A 23,320-nucleotide genomic window follows, 5' to 3' on the forward strand; every position below is an offset into this window, starting at 1 on the left:
ATTGCACGATTTTGCGCCACTTTACTGTTCGACGTAGGCTCGATTCTCCACGTAACATTTTCATCAATCAGGCTTTTTCTTCCTCAATCATCAGCTTCCAGCCAGTGACGTCCAGCCAATATTCCTGTTCCCGTTCCAAATCCAGCTGTACCAGCGTGTTGTTGGTAAAGAAGTCACGTGGGAACGTCAGCGTCCAGTAGTTGTCATCGGTGTGCAGCCGTAACGATTCCGGCGTTGTCGTTGCCTGACGCTGGTTATTCAACAGCGTGGCAAGGCGCAAGAGCTGTACCATGGGCAAATACTGTTTCTTTTTGAACAGGTTCAACCGCGGCAACTCTTCCAGCTTGATCGCTTTACGGTGCAACCGCACGATCATGGACAGCACAAGTTGCTGTTCCTGATTGAAGCCGGGCAAATTGGTATTTTGCAGAATGTAAGCGGAATGACGGTGCATGCCGCTATGGTTAATGCCCAACCCAACTTCATGCAGCATAGAAGCCCAGTTTAAAATAGCCTCAAGCTGTGGATGCACTAGATTAGGATTTTGCTCTGCCCACTGCGCATAAAGTTGCTGCGTGGTTTCCCGCACGCGTCGCGCCTGCTCACGGTCGATATTGTAGTGGGTCGCCAGGCTCTGTGCGGTGCGGATACGAATATCCTGGTGGCGGAATCGACCTTCCATTTCGTACAGTACGCCTTCGCGCAATGCGCCATCGGACAGGCGTAGTTCTTTGATCGCCAGCGCATCGAAAATACCGCACAGAATAGCCAGACCGGGCACCAGCACTGACTGACGGTCTTCGGACAGACCCGGCAGACTCAGTGCTTTAACGTGCTTAAACTGCAAGATCTGCGTGCGTAGCATTTCCAGTCGCTCGGGCGTAATCAGGCCATCTTTCTCTCCCATCTCCACCAGAATTTCATGCGTGGCTTTGATCGTTCCAGACGCACCGAGGGCGAATTTCCAGCCGTATATGCGGTATTCCCAGGACAGCGTCTCCAGCTTTTGCGCTGCGGCCAGCCGGGCGCGCTTGAAGTTGGCTTCGCTAATTTCACCATTCGGGAAAAATTGCTGTGCGAAGCTGACGCACCCCATACGACGGCTTTCCACCAGCATCGGCTCGAAATCTTCACCGATAACCAGTTCTGTAGAACCGCCGCCGATGTCGATGACCAGCTTGCGGCCTTTTTCCGGTTGCGTATGCTCCACGCCCATAAAAATCAGGCGGGCTTCTTCGTGGCCGGAAATGATCTCTATCGGATAGGGAATGATATCCGCCGCGCGGCGCAGAAATTCCTGCGCGTTAGCCGCTTGACGCAGCGCGTGCGTTCCGACGATGGACACGTTCATTGCTGGGAAGCCTTGCAGGCGTTCAGCAAACAGCGCCAGACAGCTCAGACCGCGTTGAATCGCTTCTTCGCTGAGCATGTTTTTGCTGTCCAGCCCGTCGGCTAGATGCACCCGCTGTTTTAAACGTCCCAATACCTGAAGCGCACCGTTTACCACGCGTGCGATCACCATGTGAAAACTATTGGAGCCCAGGTCGATAGCCGCGAACTCTTGCGGCTTTATCTCGGTTTTTTCATTGTTCGTTAACGGCATTATTCAGGCTTATCTCCAGGTTGCTCCAACGCCTTGATGTAGTCGTAAATGGCATTTTGCGCGCGTACTTTACGCTTGTTGCCGCGTGAGACATAGCGGTTGCTCGACTCTTTATCAATGACACGGGCTTTCACCGTATCGCTGAACAGAATATCCAGCGTTTCCAGCACGCGGTTTTTCAAAATGGGATCCAGAATTTCCACTGCGACTTCAATGCGATAATCAATATTGCGTGTCATCCAGTCTGCGGAAGAGAGGTAGACTTTCTTGTCTCCGCCGTTGTTGAAGACATACACCCGATCGTGTTCCAGATAGCGGTCAAGAATACTGATGACCTGAATATTTTCGCTGATCCCCGGTAAATTAGGGATCAGTGAACACATGCCACGTACCAGCAGATTGATTTTTACGCCCGCAGACGAAGCCTTATACAGCTTTTCTGCCAGCCCCTTATCCACCAGATTATTTACCTTAAGCGTAATGCCTGCATCACGATTCGCCAGCACGTTTTCGATCTCGGTATCGATCAGTTGGTAAAGCTTGTCGCGGGAATTTTGTGGTGACACCAGCAGGTGCTCGAAGCTGACCGGACGGTAGGGGTTTTCAATGAAGTTGAAGACGCGGCGGACTTCGTTGGTAATGCGTTCGTCGGCGGTCAACAGCGAGTAGTCGGTATACAGGCGAGCGGTTTTCTCGTTGAAGTTACCGGTACCGATGTGCGCGTAACGCACGATGTTTTCCCCTTCGCGGCGGGAAATCAGGAACAGTTTGGCGTGAATCTTCAGCCCAGGCACCGAGAAAATGACGTGCACGCCAGCTTCCGTCAGGCGCTTAGCCCAATGGATGTTTGCTTCCTCGTCAAAGCGTGCTTGTAGCTCTACCACGACCGTCACTTTCTTACCGTTGTGCGCCGCATGGATCATTGAGGTAATGATGCGTGAGTCTTTGGCGACGCGGTAAATATTGATTTTGATGGACAGCACGTTAGGGTCGAAAGAGGCTTGTCGCAGCAGTTCCAATACGTGTTCGAAGGTGTGGTACGGGTAATAGAGCAGAACGTCGCGCTCACGGATCGCATCAAACCCATTGCGAAAATGATTGAACCCACTGTGCCGCAGGCGGGGCAAGGGTTTGTTGACCAGATTGGCGCGTCCGACGTTCGGGAAAGAAATAAAATCTTTGAAATTATGATAACGCCCGCCGGGGATGACGGAGTCAACGGAAGAAATCCCTAGTTTCTCTTGTAGCATTCCGACCATCGCGTCCGGCATGTCGCGCTGATACACAAATCTTACCGGCTCGGCGGTTAAGCGCTGCTTCAGGCTGGAAGACATCAATTCCAACAGGCTGGATTCCATTTCCGTCACCAGATCGTATTCTGCATCGCGTGTCATCTTCATGGAGTACGCGTTCAGCGCATCGTAATCAAAGAAGCCCTTGAAGATATCATCCAGACAGTAACGCAGAATGTTATCGATGAGGATCATGGTCTTACGGCGGCGCGGCGCTTCCGCTGGCAGGTTGACGAAGCGCGGTATTTTATCCGAAGGAATTTCCAGCAAGGCATAACTGATTTCATCGCCACGAATAATTTCGACGGCAAGATAGGTATAGTTATCCTTCAGGAACTCCACCAGATTGGTTTCGTTAAAGATGAGTATTGGCGTGATGTGTGGGCGCAGATATTGCCGGAAGTAGTCCCTCAGCCACTCTTGTTGATTAGGGGAAACCTGACGCTCATTAACCAGAAAAATCTGGTTACGCGCCATTTCCAGCAACAGCTCGTTGTACAAACTATCGAAGATTTGATCGGTTTTTAGTACGCGCGCCTGAATTTTACCTAAAAGGTGTCGCAGATTGCCGTCCAGACCTTGTTCTTCGTTAATCAGAATGCGTCTTTTCAAATCGGCAAAACGGACTTTATAAAATTCATCAAGGTTGCTGGAGTAAATGCCAAGAAAGCGCATGCGTTCGATTAACGGATTGCTTTTATCTGCTGCTTCCTGAAGTACTCGTTCATTAAAGGATAACCAACTTAATTCTTTCTCTATGTAGAGTTTGTCCTGACCCATTGTCACTCCGCTCAACTCATGTACTGAAGGTTCATCCAATATTCATACCCTTCCTCTGTGGGTATAGGGTACAACAACATTATGGCGTGTTGATGACGATACCCGTCATATTTCGAGCCGTCTGTACGTTGGCTACCCTCACTCACCCCAGTCACTTACTAAAGTAAGCTCCTGAGGACTCCCTCGGTTGCCGCCTTCATACGACACGAACTATTTAGGGTATAAAATCTAATTCATAGACAGACTTACCATTGTCATATTATGGGCGTAAAGGCAACATATGCTACCCGCAATACGTTAGCAACACGACTCTGGCGGCTTCACTCTAACGGCGAGAATAATGGTAAACACAGGCAACACATCACAGTATCGGGATCGTCGGCGAGCGTGGATCGATCGTTTGGTTCACCGCATTGTTGCGGGCAGTGGGCTGCTGGTGCTGGCTATGCTGTTGTTAATCTTCTTCTATCTACTGTATGTGGTGACGCCACTGTTCCTTTCCCCCACTGTTAACGGCCAAAAAACGGTGCAACGCCACAGTGCGGAGCCGTCGCTAGCGCTGGGGCTTAGCGACAACGGGCAAATCGGGTTTCGCATCGACAGTCAGGGCTATGGCGAGTTTATTCCGTTTGCGGAAAACCAGCCTATGTCGCGTATTCAGTTGGTTCCCGCGCTGAGTTTGCTGGCGCAGAGTCAGGGCGAGCGACAGGTTTATGCCCTGAGTCAGCCTGATGGCCGTCTGATTTTCGTTCAGCCTATATTGTCACGTATGTTATCGCGTACGGAAAACCGTTCTCCTGTCTGGGATTATCCGCTGGGTGAGCAGGCGTATTCGCTTGGGTTATCCGCGCAGCCGCTGCGTCATCTGGCAGTAGCTGCGGTGGGTGAAAAGCATGCCGTTGTTGCGGCGATCGGGCAGGAAAATGCCTTGATTATTGCCGATGTTGATAAAAATGGCGTGCGGCAACGGGCGCAGATTACGCTTCCGGCGGGTACGATTAGCCAACTGCTGCTGACGCCAGACGGGCAGCAAGTGTATTTGCTCAGCGGTAAGACATTAACGCTGTGGCAGGTGGGGGCGAACGCGCTGACGCTGCGGGAAGAGCGACAGTTACAACTGGCGGAACCGCTGCATCTGGCGCTGTTGTCTGGTGGACGATCGCTGCTGGTGCAGGCTGCTGACGGGCGGATTAGCCAATGGTTTGAGGTTCCTAGCGAAAAGGGCGCGACGCTGACGGAGATTCGCGAGTTTCCGCACGTTGTGGGCGAATCGGTGTTGCTGGCAACGGAGGCGCAGCGGCGGGTCTTTGCCACATTGAACGCGCAGGGGCAACTGTCGCTGTTTGCCAGTAAACAGTCTCATGCGCTGCTGACGCAGACGCTACCGACCCATGCACAAACGCTGGCATTTTCGCCTCGCGGTTCTGCCATCTTGGTTGAAACGGCGCAGGGCTGGCATCGCTATCAGGTTGATAACCCGTATCCCGATATTGGCTGGCGCGGGCTGTGGCAAAAGCTGTGGTACGAGAACTACCCAGAGCCTGCCTATATCTGGCAATCCACGTCTGCGGATGACAGTTATCAGGCTAAATTCAGCATGATGCCCCTGATGCTGGGCACGATGAAAGCGGCGATTTACGCCATGCTATTTGCGACTCCGCTGGCGCTGTCTGCCGCGATTTATACCGCCTGCTTTATGTCGCCGACGCTGCGGCGCTGGATTAAACCCACGCTGGAAATCATGGGTGCGCTGCCGACGGTGGTTGTCGGCCTGATTGCGGCCATCTGGCTGGCCCCGCATTTTGCGACGTATTTGTCAGCCATTCTGGTCATGCCGATTTTATGGATGCTGGCCGTGCTCGGCTGCGGTTGGCTGATTGAGTGCCTGCCGACGCGCTGGCGCACCCGTTTCCCTGCTGGCTGGGACGCACTCTTCCTTATCCCTGCCATTTTGCTGACATTTGTGGCCGGCTGCTGGCTTGCGCCACATATCGAAATCGCAGTATTGGGGCAGCCGCTATATCAGTGGTTAGGCGATGATTTTGTCCAACGTAATACGCTGGTAGCGGGCGTTGCCCTCGGCTTCGCGCTGATCCCGCTGATTTTTTCGCTAGCGGAAGATGCGCTGTTCAGCGTACCAGCTCGCTTAAGTCAGGGATCGTTAGCGCTGGGGGCGACGGCGTGGCAAACCCTGTGGCGTGTCGTGCTGCCGTCCGCCAGCGCTGGGATTTTCGCCGCGTTGATGCTGAGTTTTGGTCGCGCCGTGGGGGAAACCATGATTGTGCTCATGGCGACGGGCAATACGCCGATTATGGATGAAGGTCTGCTTCAGGGGCTGCGTTCGCTGGCGGCGAATATTGCCATTGAAATGCCGGAAGCGGTGACGAACAGCGGTCACTATCGGGTGCTGTTCTTAACGGCATTAACGCTGTTTGTTTTCACGTTCATCGTGAACACGCTGGCTGAAACTATCCGACAGCGCTTACGCCAACGCTATCGTGATGAAGGAGAAAACGCGTGAAGCGCTGGTTCCGTTCGGGAAGGCCCTGGGTGTGGCTGACCGCGTCGTCAATTTCTATTAGCCTGCTGGCGATGCTGGCAATTATCGTGCTGCTGGCTGGGCAAGGTATGCGCTATCTGTGGCCGCAGCCCGTTTGGTTGCTGACGTTGCAGCCTGAACACGGTGCGCAGCGTGCGCTGATAGGGGAAATTTATGCGGAGCAGACGCTTTCGTCTCAGCAGTTAGAACAGGCCGGTTTGTCCTCTTCGCCCGGGGACGCTGAAACCCGCTATTTGATCAAAATTGGTCAGCGTGAAATCTATGGGCAGAGTTTCCGCTCGCTGCTGTCGCGCGATATTGTCCGCTTTGATAAACCTGCCGATATTCTGGTGTTGAAGCGGACGAATAATGGCACGGCCTATGGCTATTTGGCTGGCATGCTGGAGGGCGAGCAGCCGCTGGTGGCGACGGATCTCCCTGCAACGTTGCAGCATCGCGTCGAGCAGGTGCAGGGGTTGCTGGCGAAGACGCAGGCCATCCGCATGGGAGAGATGGCGAAGATCAACCAGCAGTTTGAGACGCTGCGGCTGGAAGAAAAAAAACGGCAGCAGGCCAAGACGCTGGATAATCAGGCGTTAGCCCGCCTTCAGGCTGAACGTATTGAACTGCAACGCCGCTTCGATGAGCTGTCGCGCCAGCTAACCTCACTCAATCTGGACATTAATCGTGATACTGTGCAGCTACGCGACGCGAACGGCAGCGTCCATCTTATTCCGCTCAGAGACATTGAACAGGCCTGGTTCCCTAATGCGATGAACCTGTGGGAAAAAGTCAGCCACTGGGGCGAGCAGGCGAAATTCATGCTGGTGCACTATTCGCCGGACAGCAACAGCGCTGGCCACCTTTTCCCCGCCATTTTTGGCACGGTGCTGATGGTGGTGCTGATGTCTATTGTCGTGATGCCGTTGGGAGTGATCGCCGCGGTTTATCTGCATGAGTACGCGGGGAAAAACAGCTTAACGCGCTGGGTGCGGATTGCCGTGGTCAATCTGGCGGGGGTGCCTTCTATTGTTTATGGCGTATTCGGGTTAGGCTTTTTTGTTTATCTCATCGGCGGTACGCTGGACCAACTGTTCTATTCTGAAGCGCTGCCTAATCCGACGTTTGGGACGCCGGGGCTGCTGTGGGCGTCACTGACGCTGGCACTGCTGACGCTGCCAGTGGTGATTGTGGCGACGGAGGAAGGGCTGTCGCGCATCCCAATGTCCGTGCGCCACGGTTCATTAGCGCTGGGAGCGACCAAAGCCGAAACGCTATGGCATGTTGTGCTGCCGATGGCGGTTCCCGCGATGATGACGGGCTTGATCCTCGCCGTGGCGCGTGCCGCAGGAGAAACCGCACCGCTGATGTTGGTTGGTGTGGTGAAGTCAGTTCCCGTGTTACCGGTTGATGATATTTTCCCTTATCTGCATCTTGAGCGAAAATTTATGCATCTGGGATTCCAAATCTACGATCTGGCGTTCCAAAGCCCGGATGTGGAAGCGGCAAGGCCGCTGGTGTACATCACCGCACTGCTACTGGTGTTGATTGTGGTTGGCTTGAACCTTGCGGCGATTGGGATTCGCCATGTTCTGCGTGAGAAATACCGTTCGTTATCACTCTGAAAGTAGGATGAAGTTATGGGATTTATGACACAAAAGGAGATGGCACCGCTGCCTGATGTTCATCAACTGAGTGATGAGCAGACGACGTTAACCGTGGAACATCTGAATCTTTACTATGGCGACAAGCAGGCACTGAACGATATTTCGATTCGTATTCCGAAGAATCAGGTGACGGCGCTGATTGGCCCGTCAGGCTGTGGCAAATCCACGCTGTTACGCTGCTTTAATCGTATGAACGATCTGGTGGACGACTGCCGTACCGAAGGTGATATCAGGCTGAATGGGATGCTTATCAACGACCCGCAGCTGGATGTTGCTACGTTGCGCCGTCGGGTGGGTATGGTTTTTCAACGACCGAATCCGTTTCCCAAGTCGATCTATGAAAACGTGATTTATGGCCTGAGATTACAGGGATTACGCGATCGCCGTTTTCTGGATGATGCCGTTGAGCGTGCGTTACGTGCGGCGGCGCTTTGGCATGAGGTAAAGGATCGTCTGAGCGACAACGCACTGACGCTATCCAGCGGGCAGCAGCAGCGTTTGGTGATCGCCCGGGCGATCGCCATTGAGCCGGAAGTATTGTTGCTGGATGAGCCGACCTCCGCACTCGATCCCATTTCTACGCTGATTGTTGAAGAGCTAATGGGAACGCTAAAGCAGCATTTCACTCTGGTGCTGGTGACGCACAACATGCAGCAGGCGGCTCGCGTGTCGGATTACACCGCGTTTATCAATCAGGGCAAACTGATCGAATACAATCGTACGGACGATCTATTTACCTCTCCGACTCAGCGCCGCACAGAGGATTATATTACTGGGCGTTTTGGTTAGAACCGTACTTAAATAATAGAATGCAATATCATTTCTATGCGTATCATTTTATTATGAATGGTAATGATATTGCGAATATTTTTAAACTTTTCATAAAAATAAATAACCGATTAATTATTATTTTTTAATTTAAAAGTTTTTTGTTTTTTGTGATTTAATTACTGAAAAAAATAAAATTTTGATTCATAGTTTATATGCAGCGATTGGCTGTATTTAAATGGAATTACTCAGGATGAGAAAGAAAATATATATTGGCGTTGCATTCAGTATGTTGGTTAGTGTGATGTTTCCGGCTTATTCTCAGGCTCAGGAAGAGCCAGTGGCGGAGGTAATTACAGCATTCGACTCTCCCCTTCTGGAGAACCCAACATCTGCAAATGAATCCTCTTCTCAGGACTATAAGCCTCTTCGTGCGCCAGCGCCTGCATTGAGTTCTGTCTATGTCTATGCTGTGGCATCAACACAGAATGGTGGAGCCTGGGAATATATTGGCCCAAATAAACTTGCGACAACTCAGGATCATGGTGGAGCGCAACTGCGAATTGCAGTGCTGGAAGTGGGCTATGGTAATAACCGCTTTGGCTGGGTGAATGGTACGCAAAAGAGTCCCTATCAGGTTAATGGCGTCTGTGTCGTCGGTGGTTATTATACCGAGTCATGCCCTGTAGGTTCGACTTATGTGGGATGGATGGCTTATTTCAATGGCGATGGCATGCAGTCAGGTCCTTTCCGCTATCAATCTACTTCAATTAATGCACCTTTTAGAACGCTTGGCACTTCACTGAATATTCGATAACACCGCATTCTCAGCAGGTTCTCTTAAAAGAGAACCTGCTTTTCATTATGCCTTCACGCTAATCGGCGTGTAACTAAGTTGTGCTAGTTTATCTAATACTGATTTTTTCTGTTCTGCATGTAAGTGCTCGCCGCGTGATAGCGAACCGCTTATTCCATTTTTTAGCATTTGTATAAAATTGATTTTCCGATTGGGGTCGGTGGAGGAGACATCGTCAACAGGAGGATGCAAAATGAGCAGTGCCGCCATACCGATTTCCAGACTTTCTTCAAATGACATATCGCCGGAGGCGGTGAGCTCTTTTGTCGCATCAATCGCTTCCTGTGGCGTCATATTGGAAAAATCATAACGCTTGCTTGACTGAATCGTTGAAGGGGGATTAGTCGTAGTGGAAACTGAATGGAAGTTTGGCTTTGATGTGTTGCCACTGAGTGAAAACGCATTTTCCACAGATTCCTTACGGTTCACCGAGGGAACTGAGTAGTTGATACTATTAAGGTTCGTGATACTCATTACGGAAGTTCCTTTCCTATGGGATTGAGGTTCAATAGTAGAGAATCAGCGTACGGTGCAATCGTACGAATATGGAATAAAGTTTACCTTAATTTATGTGTTTTTATTTATTATTCGCAATCTAAAATTCATATTGTTATTTTAATCATATAAATCAAATGATTAATTTTTTTAGTGATTTGTTAATATTTTTAATTATTCAATTAAGTAATGTTTTGAACTAAAAGTAATCAGTACTGATAGTGAGATACAGTGGTCTCCTTGTCAGTGTGTATCGACCATAAAAAAATTATGGATACCGTTCATCAATTGTCCGTGCCATTTGGAAAATTGATGATAAAATGCGCACAAATTTTTTGACTCTGGCAAGTGGCGGGTAAGATGAAATTCAGTACCATGAACGAAGGCGAAATTATTACCGAGCTGTGCCGGAGAATAAAAGACTCCAGAATTCAGCAACGTCTATCGCAGGTCGATCTCGCCGAGCGGGCAGGGTTGGGGATTGCGACGATCAAGCGTGCGGAAATGGGCGAATCCATTACGCTCAGTAGCCTGCTCTCTATTCTGCGTGGGTTGAATCGTCTGCATCAGATTGAAGGCGTGCTTTTCGATGCCGAAGTGGAATCCTTCCATGCACAGATTAGCGGTGAGAAAAAACAGACGCCGCTGCGTATCAGAAAGAAAGCCGCCACGTTTCCTGCCAAAGCGCTCACCAAGCATGAAAATATCAAAAAGCCTGCTAACAGCACTGTGGACTGGTACATCGCGGCGGCTGAAAACAATATTGTCTGGTCGCTGCCTGAAAGCGATAAAAAATAAAGGGCTAATGCAAATGCATTAACCCTTACGCATGACCCTCTGATTGTCGCGTTAATTTGCCAGGCATTTAACGCGACAAGGCCAGTTTATCTCCCACCATGATCCCCTGAGGATATCATTCGCACAGCACGACTTTAATTGCTAAACCGCCGCGAGACGTTTCACGGTACTTGGCGTTCATGTCTTTACCTGTTTCATACATGGTTTCAACGACCTTATCCAGCGATACGCGTGGCTCGCTGGTACGGCGCATTGCCATTCTTGCGGCGTTGATCGCCTTTACGGAGGCAATGGCGTTGCGTTCAATGCACGGCACCTGAACCTGACCCGCTACCGGATCGCATGTCAGCCCCAGATTATGCTCCATCCCGATTTCTGCCGCGATGCAGACCTGTTCAGGGCTAGCGCCGAGTAGCTCAGCCAGACCGGCTGCCGCCATCGAACAAGCAACGCCGACTTCTCCCTGACAGCCCACTTCCGCACCGGAAATAGAGGCGTTCATTTTGTAGAGCATACCGATAGCGCCGGATGCCAGGAAGTAGCGTAGGTAAGATTCTGGGGTGACGGGTTGAACATAGCGATCGTAATAGGCCAGCACGGCGGGAATAATGCCGCACGCGCCGTTCGTCGGTGCTGTGACGACGCGCCCGCCAGCCGCATTTTCTTCCGATACGGCCATCGCGAACATGTTAACCCAGTCCATCGCATCCATCGGGTCGTTAGAAAAACGATCGTTGATGAACAGCAGGCGATGCAGCGCCGATGCACGGCGCGGAACGCGCAATGGGCCAGGCAACACGCCTTCTGTATTCATGCCGCGATGCATGCAGTCCTGCATGGTTTTCCATACGTCAGCAAAATAGTGCTCAAGCGCTTCCCGACCATGCATCGCAATCTCGTTTTTCAGGACGATGGCGGATAAAGACAGGCAGTGATCGTGACAGTGTTGCAGTAACTTCTGGGCAGAAAAGAACGGATAGGGCGCGCTTTCCTCTGCCAGATTGGGTTTGCCGAAGTTTTCCTGATCGACGACGAATCCGCCTCCGATGGAGTAATACGTTTTGCTATAGACCAACTCTTGCTGGTTATAGGCGCGAATGGTCATGCCGTTTTCATGCAGCGGCAGGTTTTCCGGCTGGAAACGCAGGGAGGATTCCAGCGGGAAGCTGACCTCATACTGACCGTTGAGCATCGGCAGGCGCTGAGTGTCTTTCACCTGTTGAATAAACGCCGGAATACTATCGATATTTACGCTATCCGGCAGATTACCCGCGAGCCCCATAATGATAGCGATATCGGTGTGGTGCCCTTTCCCCGTCAGGGAGAGCGAGCCGTAAATATCAACGACAATACGTGTCACCGATGAGATAAGCGCGCGGTTCACCAGATCGTCGGTGAACATTTTACCCGCTTTCATCGGACCGACGGTATGAGAACTGGACGGGCCGATGCCGATTTTGAAGATATCAAATACGCTGACCATAGCGATTTCCTTGAAAAAAAACGCCGGATACCCGTCATACTTCAAGCCGCATGTGCGTTGGCAATACTCGGCTCATCTCTGAGCCTTGCCCTGAAGGGCCGCCGCAAGCGGCGTTCAAATCAGCTAAGCCGATTTGTCCTCACTCACCCCAGTCACTTACTTGAGTAAGCTCCTGGGGATTCGTTCGGTTACCGCGTTATTCGGCCTTATGGCCTCACCCCTTCGGGGCCAACGCTTTGCGTTGTTCAAAACGCTAACGTTTTGTCCTGCACTCGAATTATTTAGGGTATGACTAGAAAACAACGCGCCGGCGTTAAATTAGGGTGGGGGGATTACAGCAGATCGCGCAGGCTGTAAACGATGGCAGAAATAGCGATCAGTCCCATCAGGGTGACAAAGACGTTGCTGATGTGGCCGCTGTATTTCTTCATCGCTGGGACTTTCTGGATGGCATACATCGGCATCAGGAACAGCAGGCACGCGATAATTGGGCCGCCCAATGTTTCGATCATGCCCAGAATGCTTGGGTTCAGCGTCGCGACAATCCAGGTGGTGATCAGCATGAACAGCGCAGTGATGCGGTTCAATTTGGTGTTGGAAATGGTTTTGCCTCTACTGCGCAGGGATTTCACGATCATGCCGTTAAAGCCCTCGCCCGCACCCAGATAGTGACCCAGGAACGATTTAGAGATCGCGATGGTGGCAATAACTGGTGCCAGATAGCCGATTACTGGGTTGTTAAAGTGGTTCGCCAGATAGGACAGAATAGAAATGTTCTGTGTTTTTGCTTCCATCAGCTCAACTGGAGAAAGGCTCAGTACGCAGCTGAAAACGAAGAACATCACGGTCAACACCATCATGATGTGGCTGTAAGACAGAATACGTGAGCATTTTTGCTCTGCGTCATCGCCATATTCTTTACGTTTGGCAACGGCGAAAGAGGAGATGATTGGCGAGTGGTTGAAGGAGAAAACCATCACCGGAATAGCCAGCCATAGTGTTGCCAACAGACCGTTGCCGGTGACGCTGGAACTCAAAGAAATGTTTTCAAAAACAGAGGTGTTCCAGTTCGGAATTAAATAAAGCGCCAGCAACATCAGCACGGCAACAAACGGGTAAACCAGAATACTCATGGCCTTAACGATCATCGCTTCACCGAAACGTACAATAAACATTAATCCGAGGATCAATATTAATGACAGCAGGGCACGTGGCGGAGAAGGCAAGTGCAATTGGTGAGTAATAAAGCTATCTACCGTATTGGTGATGGCAACGCTATAAACTAATAGGATCGGATAAATAGCGAAAAAATAAAGCAAAGTGATTAATTTACCTGCACCAACGCCGAAATGTTCTTCAACGACTTCGGTAATATCTTCGCCACCTTTCTTGCCGGATAATACAAAGCGGCATAATGCACGGTGAGAATAATATGTCATCGGGAAAGCAATCAGTGCCATGATAATTAACGGAATTAACCCACCAATACCGGCATTGATAGGTAAGAACAATACGCCAGCGCCGATAGCCGTGCCGTAGAGGCCCAGCATCCAGACGGTGTCGCTTTTACGCCATCCTGAAGCCTGTTCTAACACCTGGCTGCTATCTTGAATGGTGCTCATATACTGATTTCTCCTCGGTGAACATATTACCCGTTACAAGGGTATTGCCACATGATGTGGATTATAAAAATTACAGTATCGGCAAGTTGCCGTTACGGAGTTTAAGAAACGAACGAGACATGTTGCTAATTATGTCAGTAGGTCAATACTGTTTTGTGGCGGCATTCTATATCGTGGTGGTCAGCGAATAATATTGAGGCGATCACAGAAATGAATTGACGGGGGGTATTTTAATAAATTTTCGAGAAAATTAAAATATCAATCTTGATACTTTAATTTAATTTTTTTTAACGAATCTCTATTGATACTTTATTTGGTTTTCGAAAATTAAGGTGTGAGTGGAAAATAAAACAAAACGATTATTTAAATGGTAAACTCAATTTTGTTGATGTCACGTTTATACTCTAAATTATTTTAGCCATAAGGAATGGCTTGGTTTTTTTGAACAATAATTAGCCTTTAAAAAGGAGTGTTAAGCGTGTTACCTCATTTGTTTGTATAGCATCTCGGCGTCATCCAGCAGGCAGTGACCTGCCAGATGACGGCTGTGATCCATCAGGCGATAAGTTTTTTTTCTGCCCACGCCAGACCGCTGTGGTATTCCTCTGGTAAGAGAGGTGCCAGCAATTGCAGCGTGTGTTGCAACTGCACGGTGTCCGACGACGGTAGATTGAGGTGCCCAACTTTGCGGCCAGGACGAACCTCTTTTTCATACCAGTGTAAATGCACCAGCGGCAGCGCCAGCCAGTTGTTATTCACGTCCGTCCCGATCAAGTTGACCATCACCGACTGCGTTTCGACAACCGGCACTGGCAGCGGCAGGTCCAGAATGGCACGTAGGTGGAGTTCAAACTGGCTAATCGACGCACCATTTTGCGTCCAGTGTCCGCTATTGTGTACGCGTGGAGCCAGCTCGTTAATAAGCAGGTGGTCGCCGACAATAAAGCATTCCATCGCCATCACACCCACATAACCCAGCGCATTCATTATTGCAGACAGCATCTGTTCGGCCTGCTGCTGCAACTGCGGATCGGGCTGAGGGAAAGCCACGCTGGTGCGCAGAATGCCATCCTGATGCAGGTTATGAGTGAGCGGGTAGAACACACATTTGCCGTGCGTATTGCGGGCACCCACCAGCGAGACTTCGCCAGAAAAGTTAATGCCCTGCTCAACGATGCATTCGCCATAGCAGTCAGCGGGCAGCGTTTGCTGTTCGCCATCGCGCAAGCGCCACTGCCCACGGCCGTCGTAACCACCGACGCGACGTTTAACGATCGCGAGTTCACCTAATGAGGCAAAGACGTGTGGCCATTCATCGGCACTAGCCAGCAACTGCCAAGGCGCGGTTGCCAGATTCAGCGAGTCCAGCAGCTGCTTTTGCGTCAGGCGATCGGCCAGACGCGGGAAAATATCGCGGTTCGCAAACGCCGTGTGCTCGGCCAGCTCACGGGTGAGCGCCGTTTCCGGCCAACGTTCGATCTCGGCGGTAATGACACTGTTATGAAACGGAACCGACTCCGGCTCTGCATCCAGCCCCACTGGGTAAACCGCAATGCCTAGCGGTTCACCAGCCTGACGCAGCATTCTGCCCAACTGACCATTGCCTAATACGCAGACCGGTTTCATGCCTCCTCCCGCGGATCGGGATGAGAGAGCACATCATCGGTTTGCGCCTGACGCCAGTCTGCCAGTCGGGTGGCGATGTCATTGTCATGCAGGGCAAGAATTTGTGCGGCCAGCAGAGCCGCATTCGCTGCGCCCGCTTTGCCAATCGCCAATGTGCCGACTGGGATGCCGCGAGGCATTTGGACGATGGAATACAGGCTGTCTACCCCGCTCAGCGTTGAGCTTTGTACCGGCACGCCAAGCACGGGAACCAGCGTTTTTGCTGCCAGCATACCCGGCAGGTGTGCTGCGCCGCCTGCGCCCGCAATAATCACATCAAAACCGTTCTGTGCCGCTTGCTCAGCAAAGCTGAACAGCTTATCTGGCGTCCGGTGTGCGGAAACGACTTCGGTATGAAAAGGAATGTTCAGCGTGGTGAGGATTTCCGCAGCAAACTGCATGGTGGCCCAGTCACTCTTTGAACCCATGAGGATGGCAATTTTAGCCGGGGCAACGTTGGATGACATGCCTGTAACGCTCCTGTGATTGTACGTGTTCGTGACGCGTTCGCGTCGGCCAGACAGTGAGGGTCTGGCGTTGAGGGCGTAGAGCATATCACGCCATTATGGCGAGGAAAACGGTTGCGTATGCGGAAATGCAGGAGGAATAAGGCGAGAGACCGTTAAGTCAATGTCAAGAAACGCATTAAAATGGGAAAGAAATCAGTTCGATATTTTGTGGCGTGACCTTAATCATCGACCCTTCTTCATGCCAGGCTCCGAGAACGGCGCGACGACCAGACGATTCACCGAGATCGACCTGATGAATGGCCGGGCGGTGCGTGTGGCCGTGGATCATCGTTTCCACCTGATAATGCCGTAAGCGTTCAAGTACGGTGTCGTGACTGACATCCATAATCTGCTGCGATTTTTTTTGGTTTTCGTGCAGGCTAGTTGACCGCATTTTCGCCGCAATTTTCATACGTAGCGACAGCGGTAATAGCAGGAAGAGTCGCTGAATGAACGGGTTGTGTACCCGACGGCGGAATTGCTGATAATGCTGATCGTCAGTGCACAGGGTATCGCCATGCAGAATGAGAATCTTTTGGCCGTAGAGATCGAGCACTGTTTCTGTCGGCAGCAGTGTCATTCCGCTTTGCTTGGCGAAACGCTTACCGATCAGGAAATCACGGTTACCGTGCACGAAATAGCAGGGAATGCCGCGCTGATGTAAGGCATACAGTTCCGTGGCGACAGTCGCATGCAGCGGCTGAGGATCGTCGTCACCTATCCAGGCGTCGAACAGGTCGCCAAGTATGTACAGCGCATCGGCATGGATCGCGTCATGGCGTAAAAAACGCAGAAAACCGGCGGTAATCGCCGGTTCATGAACACTTAAATGCAGATCGGCAATGAACAGCGTTGCCATGCAGGTCGGATTATTCGCTGATCGTTACGTGGGTAATCACCACGTCTTCTTTCGGTACGTCCTGATGCATGCCGCTGCGGCCGGTAGCAACGCCTTTGATTTTATCAACAACGTCCATGCCTTCGGTGACTTCAGCGAATACGCAGTAGCCCCAACCATCGGCACGCTCTGAACGGAAGTTCAGGAAATCGTTATCAACGAGGTTGATAAAGAACTGGGCAGTCGCAGAGTGCGGATCGTTGGTACGTGCCATCGCCAGCGTGCCACGGGTATTTTTCAGGCCGTTGTTGGCTTCATTTTTGATTGTCGCATTGGTTTCTTTCTGATCCATGCCGGGAGCGAAGCCGCCGCCCTGAATCATAAAACCATTAATCACGCGGTGAAAAATCGTGTTGTCATAAAAACCGCTGCGACAGTAGTTCAGGAAATTTTCTACGGTAACCGGCGCTTTGTCTGCAAACGTGTTAATAACGATATCGCCGTGGTTGGTATGAAGCGTAATCATAATAATGAACCCTAGATAGCCTTAGTGATTAAGAGGGCAGTTCACAAAAGACGGTGAACAAGCAAGAGCGCTGTTATAGCATAACTGGTCGATTGAGTCAGTACTTCGCGTTTACCACACCGCTGTTGGCGGTTGGATAGATGAGAAAATCGTATAAAAAGGTTTACTACTCTGATTTTGGTAGACGTCACATAATATGTGCGCTTAAGAATAGTGCGCAATAAGGTGTTAATCAGGCAATAGAGACTTTTAAAAACAAATAAATTGATCAAAATTTCAAATAAAAGTTAATTAATTTGAATGAGATTTTTGTTGCCCCAGATCAATGTTTTGCGTAATCAACGTGTTCTTTTTTTGTGGCTCAGATTAATCTGAGAGTAATTCTTATTCTTCATAAATAACTCTAAAGAGATAGGTGAACTATGCTGGGTATTCTGGATAGTGTTAATCGTTTATTAGACAAACCGGATTTTGGCAAACTGTTTTTGCGCGTATCTTTCAGTGTTTTGATGCTGTTTCATGGCTGGCATAAGGTACACGGTGGAATCGGTGCCATTGAAGGCATGCTGACTTCGGCAGGGCTCCCTGCTTTTGTTGGTTACGGTGTCTATGTCGGAGAAGTCATCACTCCGATCCTGATGATTCTCGGCATTTTTACACGTCCTTCTGCGCTGGTTTTCTCCTTCACGATGGTGGTGGCGACGTTACTGGTTAACGCTGGTGGTTTCGTTACGCTGGCCAAAACCGGTGCCTGGGGTGTTGAAGGTACGGCGGTGTTCTTCTTCGCGGGTATCGCGATTGCCCTGCTTGGCAGCGGAAAATATTCTGTGATGTCGAATCCGCGTTGGCGCTAATTGTTTTTTGTTAGCTGAACGTTTTTTCGTCAGCAACGTCGATTGTATGAAATGGCCCGGAAATCTGGGCCATTTCATTTTTATCCTTTCTCGCTTATTCCCTCTTCTTAACCTTGCAATACAATAGGGTTCAGGTTTCAATACGCCGTTGGGGTGTAAACCCTGAATGCATTGATGTTACTGACGCTACCTGCGGCGGTGATTGACCTATCGTGTGAACGCTATGCTTTGTGAAGCCCATTTTTTTGTGAAAACCATTTTTATAAAAACACTGGAACGCCCTGATGCTAAAGATTTTTAATACGCTGAGTCGCCAAAAAGAGGAATTTAAACCCATCCACGCCGGTCGGGTGGGAATGTATGTGTGTGGCATCACCGTTTATGACCTGTGTCATATCGGTCACGGGCGTACTTTCGTGGCGTTTGATGTAGTGGCGCGGTATTTGCGGTATCTGGGATATTCACTGAAGTATGTGCGTAATGTCACCGATATTGACGACAAAATTATTAAACGTGCGATCGAAAATGGGGAAACCAGCGACCAACTGACGACCCGTATGATCGCAGAGATGCACGCCGATTTTGATGCGTTGAATATTCTGCGCCCGGATGCCGAACCGCGTGCGACACACCATATTGCCGACATCATCGAAATGGTGGAGGCGCTGATTGCCCGTCGCCACGCCTATGTCGCGAGTAATGGCGATGTGATGTTCTCCGTTGATACCGCGCCGGGTTACGGCGTGCTGTCCCGTCAGGATCTGGATCAGTTGCAGGCTGGCGCGCGCGTTGAAATTACCGAAGTGAAGCGTAACCCGATGGATTTCGTGCTGTGGAAAATGTCCAAGCCGGGTGAACCACACTGGTCCTCTCCGTGGGGAGAAGGGCGCCCTGGCTGGCATATCGAATGTTCTGCCATGAACTGCAAACAGCTGGGCACGCATTTTGATATTCACGGCGGCGGCTCAGATTTGATGTTCCCGCACCACGAAAACGAGATCGCGCAGTCCAGCTGTGCACACGACGGCTCGTATGTGAATTACTGGATGCACTCCGGCATGGTGATGGTTGACCGCGAAAAGATGTCAAAGTCACTCAACAATTTCTTCACCGTACGCGACGTGCTGGCGTATTACGATCCGGAAACCGTGCGTTACTTCTTGATGTCAGGCCACTATCGTAGCCAGTTGAACTACAGCGAAGACAACCTGAAACAGGCGCGATCGGCGTTGGAACGTTTGTATATCGCGTTGCGTGGAATGGATCTCAGCATTGCAGCACACGGCGGTGACGAGTTTGAAGCCCGTTTCCGTGAAGCAATGGACGACGATTTCAACACGCCGGAAGCCTACTCGGTGCTGTTTGATATGGCGCGTGAAGTTAACCGCCTGAAAACGGAAGATGTACAGGCGGCGAATCAACTGGCATCGGCACTGCGTAAACTGTCCGGCGTGCTTGGCCTGCTGGAACAAGACCCTGAGCAGTTCCTGCAAAATGGTGCGCAGGTGGATGACGAGGAAGTGAAAGAAATTGAGGCGTTAATCCAGCAGCGTAAAGATGCGCGTGCGGCGAAAGACTGGGCGCTCGCGGATCAGGCTCGCGATCGCTTGAATGAAATGGGGATCGTGCTGGAAGATGGCCCACAGGGAACGATCTGGCGCCGTAAGTAACGCTTTCTTTCTGTAACACGCTTTCAGTAAATAAAAAGCCCGCAAGAATAACATTGCGGGCTTTTTTTTCGCTGTAATCGATGCCGTAAAGGTTACTCGGCGACTTTTACCGTCTCGCCATTGAACTGAACGGTTTGCCCAGCAACGATTTTGCAGCGCTTGCGTGTTTCCGTCTGGCCGTCAACGGTCACGTCGCCTGCGGCAATAGACAGTTTGGCTGCTGCGCCACTTTCGCTCCAGCCCAGCAGTTTCAAGAGATCGCACAGTTCAACGTGTGGATGCTTTTCAAGATTAAAGGTTGCCATAAATTCCTGTTTATCGGTGTTTGACCGAATATATCCTAAATAATTCGAGTTGCGTGACAAAACGTTAGCGTTTTGAACAACGCTTTGCGTTGACCCTTTAGGGCAAGGCCCATTTATGGCCTTGTAACGCGGCAACCGCACGAATCCCCAGGAGCTTACATAAGTAAGTGACTGGGGTGAGTAAGGGCAGTCAACGCACAAGCAACTTGAAGTATGACGGGTATCGCCAATTATTCGGCGTGGTCATGGTACTCTTCGCACGCCTGTAGCGTGTTTTGAATCAGTGTGGCAACGGTCATTGGGCCGACGCCGCCCGGTACGGGGCTGATGTAAGACGCTCTTTCCTGCGCCGTGTCAAATTCCACATCGCCGACCACTTTGCCGCTTTCCAGACGGTTAATCCCCACGTCCAGCACAATCGCGCCCGGTTTAATCCATTCGCCGGGGATAAAGCCCGGTTTACCGACCGCGACAACCAGTAGATCGGCGTTTTCAACATGGTGGCGCAGATTTTTGGTGAAACGGTGCGTGACGGTAGTCGTACAGCCAGCTAGCAGCAGTTCCAGACTCATCGGACGGCCAACAATATTGGATGCACCGACCACAACGGCATTCAGCCCGAAGGTGTCGATATTATAACGCTCCAACAGCGTGATAATGCCGCGTGGCGTACAGGCGCGCAGCATTGGCGCACGCTGGCACAGACGACCCACGTTGTAAGGATGGAAGCCATCCACATCTTTACTTGGCGCGATGCGTTCAATCACCTTGGTATTATCGATGCCTTCCGGCAGCGGAAGCTGAACGAGAATACCGTCAATCGTCCGATCGGCGTTGAGCTGGTCGATAAGGGCCAACAGCTCAGATTCCGTTGTGGTGATAGGTAAATCATAAGAGCGGGAAATAAAGCCGACTTCTTCACACACCTTGCGCTTGCTGGCGACATAAATCTGTGACGCTGGATTCTCGCCGACCAGCACAACAGCTAGGCCCGGTGCGCGTTTTCCTTCTGCCAAACGCTGCGTGACTCGTGCGGCAACTTCGTCTTTGACCTGCTGCGCAATCGTTTTACCATCAATAATCTTTGCTGCCATCTGAGAAAAGACCCATCAATTTGAAATAGGGGGAGATGGCCGCTATTTTGTCAGAAGCTGCGTGCGCTGTCAGGCATTGCATCAATATTAATTATTTCTATACCCCGAATACTTCGAGTTGTAGGAACTCGGCAAGAGGATAAACTTACATATCCCAGTCACTTAGCTGAGTAAGCTCCTAGAATTAAATGAGAGACATCTTGTCTCTCACCAGAGGCCACCCGTTGGTTGGTAAAGTTCGCTCCGGATGAGTTTTGTCGCGCGGTTGCCATATTACACCAAGCATAGGTTTTGTCCTGAAGGGGCAACGCTTTGTGCTGTTCAACACGCTAACGTTTTGTCACGTAACTCGAATTATTTTGGGCATAACAGTAAAGGGAAGTGACAAATTATTTTTTTATACATAATTTCGCTAGTAATTTTTTTTGATGCTAATTATCTGTAAGTGTTACATGGTGTAAAAAATATTTCATTTCCCATTAAATGCGCTATGTTTAATTAGCGTTTAACTGATGTTGCTAATGATACTGCACATTATGAATTTTTCGGTTCATTGAAAAATTGAGAGGCAACTGCGTGAATGGTGGAGTCGATAATAGTAGGGGGTAACAATGAAGGGTCGGCAGGAAATAAATTGTAATGTAACCCTTCTCGTCAGATGAAAAAATAAGAAAGATACTGCGATGAACCGTGTTTTTTAGCATATGCTAGAATAAAGAGCGCTTGATGAAAATAGCAATAAGTGGAACAGGATACGTCGGATTATCGAATGGTTTATTATTAGCGCAACGGCATCAAGTTGTGGCGTTGGATATTGTTGCTGAAAAAGTAGTATTGTTAAATCAAAGAAAATCACCGATTAATGACGTTGAGATTGAACGTTTTTTACAACATGAAACGCTTGATTTTTTTGCTACATTGGATAAGCATGAAGCTTATATTGATGCGCAATTTGTTATTATCGCGACGCCAACGGATTACGATCCGAAAACCAACTACTTTAATACCTCGTCGGTCGAGGCGGTCATTCGCGATGTGCTTGCGATTAATCCGCAGGCTATTATGGTGATTAAATCAACGGTGCCGGTTGGCTTTACAGAGAAAATTAGCCAACAGCTGGATACGGATAACATCATTTTTTCACCCGAGTTTTTGCGTGAAGGAAAGGCGTTACATGACAATCTTTATCCGTCGCGGATTGTAGTGGGTGAACGGTCGGAAAGGGCAAGGTTTTTCGCTAACTTATTGACGGAATGTGCATTAAAAAAAGACATTCGCGTGTTGTTTACCGATCCAACAGAGGCGGAAGCGATAAAGTTGTTTGCGAATACCTTTCTTGCGATGCGCGTGGCCTACTTTAATGAATTGGATAGTTACGCAGAATCACTAGGGTTGAACGCTCGACAGATTATTGAAGGTGTATGTCTCGATCCGCGTATCGGCGATTACTATAACAATCCCTCCTTTGGCTATGGTGGTTACTGTTTGCCAAAGGATACTCGGCAGCTTCTGGCTAATTATTGTACTGTTCCAAATAACCTGATCAAGGCTATCGTGGATGCTAACCATACGCGGAAAGACTTCATTGCCGATACGATTATCCGTCGCCACCCCAAAACTGTTGGTGTCCATCGTCTCATCATGAAAGCAGGATCGGATAATTTTCGCTTTTCTTCCATTCAGGGCATTATGAAAAGGATAAAAGCGAAAGGAATCAATGTGGTGATTTATGAACCTGGAATTGATAGTGATGATTATTTAGACTTCCCTATCATTCATCAACTCGACAGTTTCAAACAACAGTGTGACATTATTATTACCAATCGTTATGCCGATGAATTAAAAGATGTGATGGGGAAAGTCTATACGCGAGACTTATTTGGCGAAGATTGATTTCTTGCTGTAAATCAATAAAACGACCTCTTGTCATTTGGTTATTCGCGAAAAGTTCATTTT

Annotated in this window: 19 protein-coding genes; 8 read left to right on the forward strand and 11 right to left on the reverse strand. The window is 49.9% G+C overall.

Annotated features, from left to right (window positions below; translation table 11 throughout):
• Nucleotides 1-67: 67 nt before the first annotated feature.
• Complete coding sequence (gene ppx / locus K7X24_RS05890; protein ID WP_224553603.1) at nucleotides 68-1,603, reverse strand: exopolyphosphatase; 1,536 nt, start codon at nucleotides 1,601-1,603, stop codon at nucleotides 68-70.
• Nucleotides 1,603-3,675, reverse strand: a complete 2,073-nt coding sequence (gene ppk1 / locus K7X24_RS05895) for a polyphosphate kinase 1 (RefSeq protein WP_224553604.1) — start codon at nucleotides 3,673-3,675, stop codon at nucleotides 1,603-1,605. The genes ppx and ppk1 overlap by 1 nt, the downstream gene beginning before the upstream one ends.
• Nucleotides 3,676-4,015: 340 nt before the next feature.
• On the opposite strand from ppk1, the gene K7X24_RS05900 reads away from it, so the two are divergent.
• The 4 genes from K7X24_RS05900 to K7X24_RS05915 all read left to right on the forward strand — a co-directional run bounded on the left by K7X24_RS05900 (nucleotide 4,016) and on the right by K7X24_RS05915 (nucleotide 9,466).
• Nucleotides 4,016-6,196 (forward strand): ABC transporter permease subunit, encoded by a 2,181-nt coding sequence (locus K7X24_RS05900; protein WP_224553606.1) that lies wholly within the window; start codon nucleotides 4,016-4,018, stop codon nucleotides 6,194-6,196.
• Nucleotides 6,193-7,839: a phosphate ABC transporter permease PstA gene (gene pstA, locus K7X24_RS05905; protein WP_224553608.1), complete on the forward strand. Its 1,647-nt coding sequence runs from the start codon at nucleotides 6,193-6,195 to the stop codon at nucleotides 7,837-7,839. The genes K7X24_RS05900 and pstA overlap by 4 nt, the downstream gene beginning before the upstream one ends.
• 15 nt (nucleotides 7,840-7,854) lie before the next feature.
• On the forward strand, nucleotides 7,855-8,670 hold the full coding sequence (gene pstB / locus K7X24_RS05910) for a phosphate ABC transporter ATP-binding protein PstB (protein WP_224553610.1): 816 nt from the start codon (nucleotides 7,855-7,857) through the stop codon (nucleotides 8,668-8,670).
• A gap of 232 nt (nucleotides 8,671-8,902) precedes the next feature.
• Nucleotides 8,903-9,466, forward strand: coding sequence for a YolA family protein (locus tag K7X24_RS05915; protein ID WP_010300946.1), 564 nt, complete (start codon nucleotides 8,903-8,905; stop codon nucleotides 9,464-9,466).
• 45 nt (nucleotides 9,467-9,511) lie between these two features.
• Here the strand turns inward: K7X24_RS05915 and K7X24_RS05920 are convergent, their stop codons facing one another.
• On the reverse strand, nucleotides 9,512-9,979 hold the full coding sequence (locus K7X24_RS05920) for a hypothetical protein (RefSeq protein ID WP_224553612.1): 468 nt from the start codon (nucleotides 9,977-9,979) through the stop codon (nucleotides 9,512-9,514).
• A 381-nt stretch (nucleotides 9,980-10,360) separates the two neighbouring features.
• Between K7X24_RS05920 and K7X24_RS05925 the strand changes: the two genes are divergently transcribed.
• On the forward strand, nucleotides 10,361-10,798 hold the full coding sequence (locus K7X24_RS05925; protein WP_010280336.1) for a helix-turn-helix domain-containing protein: 438 nt from the start codon (nucleotides 10,361-10,363) through the stop codon (nucleotides 10,796-10,798).
• Nucleotides 10,799-10,913: 115 nt separating this feature from the next.
• Here the strand turns inward: K7X24_RS05925 and K7X24_RS05930 are convergent, their stop codons facing one another.
• The 6 genes from K7X24_RS05930 to ppiB all read right to left on the reverse strand — a co-directional run bounded on the left by K7X24_RS05930 (nucleotide 10,914) and on the right by ppiB (nucleotide 17,441).
• Nucleotides 10,914-12,281: an L-serine ammonia-lyase gene (locus K7X24_RS05930; RefSeq protein ID WP_224553614.1), complete on the reverse strand. Its 1,368-nt coding sequence runs from the start codon at nucleotides 12,279-12,281 to the stop codon at nucleotides 10,914-10,916.
• Nucleotides 12,282-12,613: 332 nt separating this feature from the next.
• A complete protein-coding gene (locus K7X24_RS05935; RefSeq protein WP_095700166.1) occupies nucleotides 12,614-13,903 on the reverse strand; it encodes an HAAAP family serine/threonine permease in 1,290 nt (429 codons plus the stop codon).
• A 555-nt stretch (nucleotides 13,904-14,458) separates the two neighbouring features.
• Nucleotides 14,459-15,529, reverse strand: a complete 1,071-nt coding sequence (gene purK / locus K7X24_RS05940; protein WP_224553616.1) for a 5-(carboxyamino)imidazole ribonucleotide synthase — start codon at nucleotides 15,527-15,529, stop codon at nucleotides 14,459-14,461.
• Entirely contained in the window at nucleotides 15,526-16,035 is a 510-nt protein-coding gene (purE, locus tag K7X24_RS05945; protein ID WP_224553618.1) for a 5-(carboxyamino)imidazole ribonucleotide mutase, read from the reverse strand. The genes purK and purE overlap by 4 nt, the downstream gene beginning before the upstream one ends.
• Before the next feature lie 178 nt (nucleotides 16,036-16,213).
• Nucleotides 16,214-16,936, reverse strand: a complete 723-nt coding sequence (gene lpxH / locus K7X24_RS05950) for a UDP-2,3-diacylglucosamine diphosphatase (protein WP_224553620.1) — start codon at nucleotides 16,934-16,936, stop codon at nucleotides 16,214-16,216.
• 10 nt (nucleotides 16,937-16,946) lie between these two features.
• Nucleotides 16,947-17,441 (reverse strand): peptidylprolyl isomerase B, encoded by a 495-nt coding sequence (ppiB, locus tag K7X24_RS05955; protein ID WP_039492307.1) that lies wholly within the window; start codon nucleotides 17,439-17,441, stop codon nucleotides 16,947-16,949.
• Nucleotides 17,442-17,863: 422 nt separating this feature from the next.
• Here ppiB and K7X24_RS05960 point away from each other — a divergent pair, with 422 nt between their 5' ends.
• The gene (locus tag K7X24_RS05960) at nucleotides 17,864-18,295 is read left to right on the forward strand and encodes a DoxX family protein (RefSeq protein ID WP_224553622.1); all 432 of its coding nucleotides are present in this window, start codon (nucleotides 17,864-17,866) and stop codon (nucleotides 18,293-18,295) included.
• A 284-nt stretch (nucleotides 18,296-18,579) separates the two neighbouring features.
• Nucleotides 18,580-19,965 (forward strand): cysteine--tRNA ligase, encoded by a 1,386-nt coding sequence (gene cysS, locus K7X24_RS05965; protein ID WP_224553624.1) that lies wholly within the window; start codon nucleotides 18,580-18,582, stop codon nucleotides 19,963-19,965.
• A 92-nt stretch (nucleotides 19,966-20,057) separates the two neighbouring features.
• Here cysS and ybcJ read toward each other — a convergent pair whose 3' ends face one another.
• The gene (ybcJ, locus tag K7X24_RS05970; RefSeq protein ID WP_039486392.1) at nucleotides 20,058-20,270 is read right to left on the reverse strand and encodes a ribosome-associated protein YbcJ; all 213 of its coding nucleotides are present in this window, start codon (nucleotides 20,268-20,270) and stop codon (nucleotides 20,058-20,060) included.
• 230 nt (nucleotides 20,271-20,500) lie between these two features.
• Nucleotides 20,501-21,364, reverse strand: a complete 864-nt coding sequence (gene folD, locus K7X24_RS05975; RefSeq protein ID WP_224553626.1) for a bifunctional methylenetetrahydrofolate dehydrogenase/methenyltetrahydrofolate cyclohydrolase FolD — start codon at nucleotides 21,362-21,364, stop codon at nucleotides 20,501-20,503.
• Between the two features lie 726 nt (nucleotides 21,365-22,090).
• Here folD and K7X24_RS05980 point away from each other — a divergent pair.
• A complete protein-coding gene (locus K7X24_RS05980; protein ID WP_224553627.1) occupies nucleotides 22,091-23,257 on the forward strand; it encodes a nucleotide sugar dehydrogenase in 1,167 nt (388 codons plus the stop codon).
• Nucleotides 23,258-23,320: the final 63 nt, after the last annotated feature.

It is taken from the genome of Pectobacterium versatile (genome assembly GCF_020166435.1).
Classification (GTDB): Bacteria; Pseudomonadota; Gammaproteobacteria; order Enterobacterales; family Enterobacteriaceae; genus Pectobacterium; species Pectobacterium versatile.